At 69.6% G+C, this 7,281-nt stretch carries 9 protein-coding genes; 2 read left to right on the plus strand and 7 right to left on the minus strand.

All coding sequences use genetic code 11. The features are described 5' to 3' along the window. Window positions 1-22: 22 nt before the first annotated feature. The gene (locus CQ040_RS20270) at window positions 23-1,258 is read right to left on the minus strand and encodes an aminotransferase class V-fold PLP-dependent enzyme (protein ID WP_105528688.1); all 1,236 of its coding nucleotides are present in this window, start codon (window positions 1,256-1,258) and stop codon (window positions 23-25) included. Window positions 1,259-1,423: 165 nt separating this feature from the next. Between CQ040_RS20270 and CQ040_RS20275 the strand changes: the two genes are divergently transcribed. Continuing rightward, complete coding sequence (locus tag CQ040_RS20275) at window positions 1,424-2,107, plus strand: FadR/GntR family transcriptional regulator (RefSeq protein ID WP_028500794.1); 684 nt, start codon at window positions 1,424-1,426, stop codon at window positions 2,105-2,107. Window positions 2,108-2,186: 79 nt separating this feature from the next. Here CQ040_RS20275 and CQ040_RS20280 read toward each other — a convergent pair whose 3' ends face one another. Genes CQ040_RS20280 through CQ040_RS20305 form a run of 6 tightly spaced genes read right to left on the minus strand, consistent with a single transcriptional unit; the run spans window position 2,187 to window position 6,443 of the window. Beyond that, a complete protein-coding gene (locus CQ040_RS20280; RefSeq protein ID WP_105528689.1) occupies window positions 2,187-2,702 on the minus strand; it encodes a glycine cleavage system protein R in 516 nt (171 codons plus the stop codon). A gap of 23 nt (window positions 2,703-2,725) precedes the next feature. Then, a complete protein-coding gene (locus CQ040_RS20285; RefSeq protein WP_105528690.1) occupies window positions 2,726-3,784 on the minus strand; it encodes a PLP-dependent cysteine synthase family protein in 1,059 nt (352 codons plus the stop codon). A 42-nt stretch (window positions 3,785-3,826) separates the two neighbouring features. Next, the gene (locus CQ040_RS20290) at window positions 3,827-4,183 is read right to left on the minus strand and encodes a cupin domain-containing protein (protein ID WP_105528695.1); all 357 of its coding nucleotides are present in this window, start codon (window positions 4,181-4,183) and stop codon (window positions 3,827-3,829) included. A 43-nt stretch (window positions 4,184-4,226) separates the two neighbouring features. Continuing rightward, entirely contained in the window at window positions 4,227-5,039 is an 813-nt protein-coding gene (locus tag CQ040_RS20295) for a GntR family transcriptional regulator (RefSeq protein ID WP_105528691.1), read from the minus strand. Beyond that, on the minus strand, window positions 5,039-5,443 hold the full coding sequence (rbsD, locus tag CQ040_RS20300; protein ID WP_105528692.1) for a D-ribose pyranase: 405 nt from the start codon (window positions 5,441-5,443) through the stop codon (window positions 5,039-5,041). The genes CQ040_RS20295 and rbsD overlap by 1 nt, the downstream gene beginning before the upstream one ends. A gap of 37 nt (window positions 5,444-5,480) precedes the next feature. Further along, the gene (locus CQ040_RS20305) at window positions 5,481-6,443 is read right to left on the minus strand and encodes a ribokinase (protein ID WP_105528693.1); all 963 of its coding nucleotides are present in this window, start codon (window positions 6,441-6,443) and stop codon (window positions 5,481-5,483) included. Between the two features lie 118 nt (window positions 6,444-6,561). Between CQ040_RS20305 and CQ040_RS20310 the strand changes: the two genes are divergently transcribed. Continuing rightward, entirely contained in the window at window positions 6,562-7,224 is a 663-nt protein-coding gene (locus tag CQ040_RS20310; RefSeq protein WP_105528694.1) for a transaldolase family protein, read from the plus strand. The last annotated feature ends 57 nt before the right edge of the window (window positions 7,225-7,281 follow it).

A 7,281-nucleotide genomic window follows, 5' to 3' on the forward strand; every position in this document is an offset into this window, starting at 1 on the left:
TCGGGTGGGGGGACGGATGCGGTCAGGGAAGGATGAGGGAGTCGGCGCGGCGGATGCCGGCACGGCTCAGGATCTGCGGGATGCAGCGCTCGACGAAGGCCTCGTAGTCGGCGGCCTCGTTGTAGAGGTGGGCGGAGAGCCGGAAGTAGCCGATGCCGCGGAAGCTCGTGAAGGCCGTCTCGACGCCGACCTCGTCGAGCAGGTCCATGCGCAGGGCATCGGCCTCTTCGCGCGTCGCGCCGAGTCCGAGCGGAAGACGCACGAGCCGCATCGATGGCACCGGCGAGGGGAGTGGGGTCAGGGGATCCTCGTCGCCGTACGGGCGCAGTGCTTCGGCGATCAGCTCGGCACCCGCATCCGCGATCTCCGCCATCGCCGTGCGCGCCGCCGCCCAGCCGAACTCGTTCTCGATGAAGTCGATGGCGGTCGGGGTGGCCAGGTACGTGGTGGCGTCGATCGTGCCCTGGGTGTCGAAGCGGGTCGGATACGTCTCGCGCGCGGCCCAGGAGTCGATGAGCGGCCAGAGTTCGTCGCGGTCCTGGGCGGACGTGACCAGCAGGGCGGATCCTCGCGGGGCGCAGGGCCACTTGTGCAGGTTGCCGAACCACCAGTCGCCACCCGCGACCGCGGCCGCATCCGGAATCAAGCCCGGGGCATGGGCGCCGTCGACGAGCGTGCGCACGCCCCGCTCGGCCGCTGCGTCGGCGATGCGTCGGGCGGGCAGCAGTCGGGCGGTCGGGGAGGTGATCTGGTCGATCACGAGCAGACGGGTGCGGGGTGTGAGCTGGTCGACGAACAGCTGCACGATCTCGTCGTCGGAGGAGAGCAGGGGCAGGGCGACGGTGCGCACGCGGGCGCCGAAGCGGCGGGCGAGGCGCTCGGCTCCCATCGTGATGGCGCCGTAGCCCTGATCGGTCACCAGGATCTCGTCGCCGGTTTCCAGTTGCAGGGCGTTGTAGACGACGGTCGCGGCCGCGGAGGCGTTGGGCACGAACGCACTGTCCTCCGCGCGGGCACCGACGAACGGGGCGGTGCGCTCGCGGGCCTCCTGCACGCGTTCGGCGATGCGCGGGAACCACTCGACCGGGCTGAGGTCCGCGCGGCGGCGCAGGGCATCCTGATGCTCGACGACGACGGACGGGACGGCGCCGAAGGATCCGTGGTTGAGGTGGATCACTGCCGGGTCGAGGGGCCAGGCGTCGCGCGCTCGCATGCCGGAGTTCAGCGTGAGCGGTGCGGGGAACAGCGGTGCGGACATCGATCCTCATCGGTGAGTGGGGCGAGTTGTTGCACAACTTTGCCACATGCCCACGAAATGCGCCACGAAAACCTGATCTTGAAACATAGTTGTCATACGAGTTCCCTGTGGAGGGGAGTTCCGACAGACTTCACGAGGGGTGGCGGAGTGTCAGAGAGGATGACGATGAGCGCACTCGACACGGCGCTGCACGGGTTGCGGGCGCTGATCGCCGACGGCACGTTGCGGCCCGGCGACCGGCTGCCGAGCGAAGGCGAGCTCTGTGAACGGCTCGGCGTCTCCCGCGGTTCCCTCCGCGAGGCGATCCGGATGCTCGCTGCCCTCGGTGTGCTCGATACGCGCCACGGCTCGGGAAGCTACGTCAGCGAGCTTCGTGCGGCCGACCTGATCGGCAGCCTCTCGCTCACGGTCGGACTGCTGCCGATGGCCGGAGTGCTCGAACTGACCGAGCTCCGCCGGGTGCTGGAACCGCACGCCGCTGCGCTCGCTGCCGCACGCATCGACGAGCAGACCGTGGAGTCACTGGACCGCGTGCTCGACGAGATCGAATCGACCACCGACTTCGAGCTGCAGTCGCGGCTCGACCACGAGTTCCACATGGCGATCTCCGGCGTCGCGGGGAACGAGGCGCTGACCAGTCTGATCGACGTGCTGCGCTCGCGCTCGCGGGCCTACCGGATCTCCGACCCGGAGGATGCGGCGGAGCTCAAGGTGCACTCGGATGCCGGGCACCGCGCGATCCTGCGCGGACTCGCCGCCGCCGACCCCGTCGCCGCGAGCGCTGCGGCCTCCGCGCACGTGGCGTACACGGAGTACTGGGTGCGGAAGTACTCGGGGCTCGAAGACTGAGCGCTCGTTTCGAATCGTGCACGTGGTCGCATCCGGCCGTCAGATGCGACCATTCATGCGATTCGAAACGGGGGAGACCTCAGTAAAGCGTGATGTCGACCTGGATCTCGGCGGCGATGCGCTCGAGGTCGGCGCGCAGGGCGTCGAGGTCGACGGAGGTGGGGACCTTCGCGGTGACCGACGCTTCGAACAGCCGGCCTCCTGCCATCGCGGCATCCCTGGTCTCGGTCGCCAGCTCTTCGATGCTCAGCGCGTGAGCGTTCAGCGCGGCGGAGATCTCGCGCACGATGCCGGGGCGGTCGTTGCCGAGCACCTGGATCTCGAGCAGCTGATCGTCGTCGGCGGCGGCATCCGGGGTGCCGGTGAGCACGGCCAGCGTGAGGAGTCCCTGGCCCTGGAGGCCGCGCAGGGCGCTTTCGAGTTCTGCCGCCTGCTCGGTCGGGACCGAGACCTCGATCACGCCCGCGAACGTGCCGGCGAGTTCGGCCAGCGAGCTGTTCTCCCAGTTGCCGCCGTGCGCATCCACGACATCGGCGACGGCGGCCACGAGGCCAGGACGGTCTGCACCCGCGACGGTGAGGATCAGAGTAGTCATGCGGCCAGCGTAGCCCGCAGCACTCACTCGACCCAGACGCCGGACTCCAGGAAACTCTCGAGCCGTGCCCGGTGCGGGGCGAGGTCCCAGCCTTGGGCGGCGACCCACTCGTCGGAGTAGTAGGTGCCGGCGTAGCGGACGCCGCTGTCGCAGATCAGGGTCACGACGCTGCCGGTCTCGCCCGCGGCCCGCATCCGGGCGATGAGCTGGAACGCGCCGTAGAGGTTCGTGCCGGTCGAGCCGCCGGCCCAGTGCAGGGTGCGCTCGCGCAGCAGGCGGATCGCGGCGATCGAGCCGGCATCCGGAATCTGGATCATCTCGTCGATCACGGTGGGCACGAACGAGGCCTCGACCCGGGGGCGGCCGATGCCCTCGATGCGGCTCGGACGCCCGGCCGGCGCATCCACTGTCCCGGCCCAGCCGTCGTAGAACGCCGAGCCTTCGGGGTCGACGACCGCGACCTTCGTGTCGTGCATCCGGTACTTCACATACCGTCCGAAGGTCGCGCTCGTGCCGCCGGTGCCGGCGCCGGTGACGATCCAGGTGGGGATCGGATGCCGCTCCTGGGAGAGCTGGCTGAACACGCTCTCGGCGATGTTGTTGTTGCCGCGCCAGTCGGTCGCGCGCTCGGCGAAGGTGAACTGGTCGAGGTAGTGGCCGGTGCAGTCCGACGCGAGACGCTGCGCCTCGGGCGACATGTCTTCGGCGCGGTCGACGAAGTGGCAGGTGCCGCCGTAGAACTCGATGAGGTCGATCTTCTCCTGCACGGTGGAACGCGGCACGACCGTGATGAACGGCAGCCCGAGCATGCGGGCGAAGTACGCCTCGGAGACGGCGGTCGATCCACTCGACGACTCCACGAGAGTGGTGTTCTCGCGGATGCGCCCGTTGACCAGGCCGTAGAGGATGAGCGAGCGCGCGAGGCGGTGCTTGAGAGAGCCCGTGGGGTGCACGGACTCGTCTTTGAGGTACAGATCGATGTCCCACTCGGGAGGCAGCGGGAAGAGGTGCAGGTGCGTGTCGGCGCTGCGGTTGGCATCGGCTTCCAGCAGGGCGATCGCGGTGCTGGTCCAGTCGCTCATGCCCTCGAGACTACCTGCCGCTCAGCCGGGCGCTCTGGTCGATCACGCGGCGGCGGGATGCTCCGGGCCGAGGTGGGTGGAGGTCGGCTCGCCCGCCGCATCGCCCTTGAGCTCGATGAGGATCGTGTGCGTCGGCGTCGTGCCGGTGTTCTCACCGGAGTGGCGCTGCGCGGGCAACCAGACGGCCTGCCCCGCGGCGAGGACGGTATCGAAGGTGCGCTCACCCAGGCTGAGGCGCCGGGAGAAGTCGCTGAGGGTGACCAGGACGCTGTTCGGATGGTCGTGCGGCGTCGTCTCGTCGCCGGGCTCGTCGGTGTAGTCGAGTACGCGGACGTGCTCGTTCTCCCAGAGCGTGCGGTAGTGATCGGGGTTGGTGAGGGTGGGATCGTCGGTGATCATGCGGTGACGGTACACCCGGCGCGGTAGCGCCGACAGGGTCTCCTCAGCCGACCGTCCCGGCGCGGGACGCCCCGCCTTCGCCGTCGACGTGCAGGAGCGAGGCCTGCGACTGCTCCTGCTGCAGTTGGAACTCGAAGCGCGAACGGTCGCCGCGGTGATACGCGATGAAGTACTCGATCGGTGTGGCGTCGGCACTGCGGCTGATGCTGCGCAGTCGCAGCAGGGCCGACCCGGCGCTGACGCCCAGGTGCTGGGCCTGCTCGTGCGTGGCCACGGTCGCCTCCGCCGAGCGCACACCGTGCGTCGCGACGATGTCGTTGTCGGCGAGCAGACGATAGAGCGAGCCCTCGGTCAGGTCGGCGCCGAGCGTGACGGAACCGACCGCATCGGGCATCCAGGTCGTCGACAGCGACCATGGCTCGCCGTCGACGTGGCGCAGGCGTTCCAGGACGACCACGGGCGAGCCGACGGGCACCTCGAGAGCGAGCGCGACCTCCTCATCGGCCGTCGTCTGCTCGTGCCGCAGCACGTCGCTGTGCACGTGCCCGCCACGGCGCTCGACATCGTCGTAGAGGCCGACGAGAGTGTGCACGAGACTCTCGCTCGTGCGGGGGCGGGAGACGAACGTGCCCTTGCCCTTCACGCGCTCGACCAGCCCCTCGTGCTCGAGCTGGGCGAGCGCCTGACGCACGACCGTCCGGGAGATGCCATACCGCTCGCACAGCCGGTGTTCGCCTGGCAGCGGGTCGCCGGGCTGCAGGCCGTCGCGGGCGATGCCGTCGATGATCAGCTGGCGCAGCTGGTCGTACATGGGTGCGGCGGAGTGACGGTCGATCGCGTCGTCGACGATGGTCATCAGTACGCCACCCCCGCGTGCAGGATCACGTTCGCGTAGGGGGTGAACTCACCGGAGCGCACGAACGCGCGGGCGCCCTGGCTGAGCTTCTTGAACTCGACGTGCGGGATGAGCTCGATCTCGAACCCCATGCCGGCGAACCGTTCCCGCAGGGCCGTCAGCACCTCCGGACTCTTCTCGGCGACCTCGGCCGAGACCGTTGCGCCCTCGACGACCAGTTCGGCGAGCACCGTGTCGAGCACGTCGAGGAAGGCCGGAGCCCCGGCGCGATACGCCAGGTCGATGCGCTCCGAGCCCTGAGGGATCGGGAGGCCGGCGTCGGTGACGACGAGCAGGTCGGTGTGCCCGGTCTCGCTGATCACCCGGGAGAGCGCCGGGTTGATCGTGGTGGCTGTCTTGCGCATGTTTCTCCTCGGTTCTCCGGATGCTCAGATCGCAGGTTCAGCTCGCGACAGGTGCTGCCGCGCGCTCAGCCAGGAACGCATCGACCTCGGCACGATGCGGCAGGCTCGGCGACGCGCCCTGCTTCGTGACGGTCAGCGCGCCGGCCGCGGTGGCCAGACGCACGGCATCCGCCAGAGTGCTGCCGTTCGCGAGTGCCGCGCCGAGATACCCGGCATAGGCGTCGCCCGCGGCGGTCGTGTCGATCGCCTCGACGGGGAACGGCGGGATCACGGATGCGCCCTCGGCCGTGACGACACACGACCCCTGGCCCGCGAGCGTGATCACGGCGGCACCGACACCCTGGCTGAGGAACCAGCGTCCGGCGAGTTCGGCCGACGCGGCATCCGTCACCTCGATGCCGCTGATCAGTGTCGCCTCGGTCTCGTTCGGGGTGACGATGTCGATGCTCCGCCAGATCGCGGCGTCGAGCTCGGCGGCCGGTGCCGGGTCGAGAATGACGGTCATGCCGTGCTCACGTCCGCGCGCGGTGATGTGAGCGGTGAGCGCGGACGGCGTCTCGAGCTGAGTGAGAAGGACGGAGGTCGTGGGGGCGAGGGCCGCGAGTGCTTCGTCGATCTGCGCGGCGCTCAGGGCGGCGTTGGCCAGCGGCACCATCACGATGTCGTTCTGCGCCGACGCGTCGACGCGGATGTGCGCGACGCCGGTGGGACCGGGGACTGTTCGCAGATGCGTGAGGTCGACACCGGCCGCGGTCAGCCCGTCGACGACCAGGTCGTGGAAGAGGTCGTCGCCCACGCAGCCGACGAAGCTCGTGCGCGCCCCGGAGCGTCCGGCCGCGACGGCTTGGTTCGCGCCCTTGCCGCCCAGCATGAGGGTGAACTCGTCGCCGAGGATCGTCTCGCCCCTGGCCGGGAGTCGCCCGGAGAAGGTGGTGACGTCGGCGGTCACGCTGCCGACGATGACGACGCCGGAACGGTCCTCGGGGTGTGCGGTGGTCATCTCACTCCTGATCTTCTTCGACGGCAGGCATAGCCGACGCTTTGACAGACCGCGGTGGCTGTCATTACATTAGCCGAAACCCCACCTGTAACGACAGGTTGTCCGCGAGGAGACCCCGATGAACCCGATCGCGCCACGCCTGTACGTCGACAGCGCCGATGTCGACCGCGTCTCCCGGCTGCTCGCCGCCGGCGTCGTGCACGGCGTCACCACGAACCCGACCATCCTCGAACGCGGTGGTCGCACCGCCGCGGAGATCCCCGAGCTCTACGCCCGGTGGGAGTCGGAAGGGGCGCGAGAGATCTTCTTCCAGACCTGGGGCGGCGACACCGATTCGTTCCTCCGCAACGCCGATGGCATCCGCGCACTGGGCGATCGGGTGGCAGTGAAGGTGCCGGCGACGGCCGCGGGTTTCGCCGCGGCATCCGCCCTCGTGCGTGATGGGGCGACCGTGCTCGTCACGGCCGTGTACTCGGTGGCGCAAGCGCTCGCGTGCGCATCGATCGGTGCACAGTACATCGCCCCCTACCTCGGCCGGATGCGCGATGCGGGCATCGACGGCGACGCCGTGATCGCCCGGATGCAGGAGGTGTGTGCGGGGAGCGACTCGAACGTGCTCGCCGCATCGCTGCGCTCGGCAGACGACATCACGGGACTGCGCCTGGCCGGGATTCCCTACTTCACCGCCGCGCCCGACGTGCTCGACCAGGTGTTCTTCCATGAGGTCAGCGACAGCTCGGCGGCCGAGTTCGACGCCGCGATGGTGCGCCTCGGAGCATGAGCGGAGCCTGAGCGGGGCCTGCGCGCCGGTGTGAGGGCGGGTTTTAGGGCGGGGCCA

It is taken from the genome of Microbacterium sp. MYb54 (assembly GCF_002979515.1).
GTDB lineage: Bacteria > Actinomycetota > Actinomycetes > Actinomycetales > Microbacteriaceae > Microbacterium.

Excerpts from the sequence above, each read along its gene's own strand:
- CQ040_RS20285 (WP_105528690.1), bottom strand. The coding sequence starts at position 3,784 with ATGAGCGACTGGACCAGCACCGCGATCGCCCTGCTGGAAGCCGATGCC.
- CQ040_RS20275 (WP_028500794.1), top strand. The coding sequence starts at position 1,424 with ATGAGCGCACTCGACACGGCGCTGCACGGGTTGCGGGCGCTGATCGCC.
- CQ040_RS20280 (WP_105528689.1), bottom strand. The coding sequence starts at position 2,702 with ATGACTACTCTGATCCTCACCGTCGCGGGTGCAGACCGTCCTGGCCTC.
- CQ040_RS20290 (WP_105528695.1), bottom strand. The coding sequence starts at position 4,183 with ATGATCACCGACGATCCCACCCTCACCAACCCCGATCACTACCGCACG.
- CQ040_RS20270 (WP_105528688.1), bottom strand. The coding sequence starts at position 1,258 with ATGTCCGCACCGCTGTTCCCCGCACCGCTCACGCTGAACTCCGGCATG.
- CQ040_RS20305 (WP_105528693.1), bottom strand. The coding sequence starts at position 6,443 with ATGACCACCGCACACCCCGAGGACCGTTCCGGCGTCGTCATCGTCGGC.
- rbsD (WP_105528692.1), bottom strand. The coding sequence starts at position 5,443 with ATGCGCAAGACAGCCACCACGATCAACCCGGCGCTCTCCCGGGTGATC.
- CQ040_RS20295 (WP_105528691.1), bottom strand. The coding sequence starts at position 5,039 with ATGACCATCGTCGACGACGCGATCGACCGTCACTCCGCCGCACCCATG.
- CQ040_RS20310 (WP_105528694.1), top strand. The coding sequence starts at position 6,562 with ATGAACCCGATCGCGCCACGCCTGTACGTCGACAGCGCCGATGTCGAC.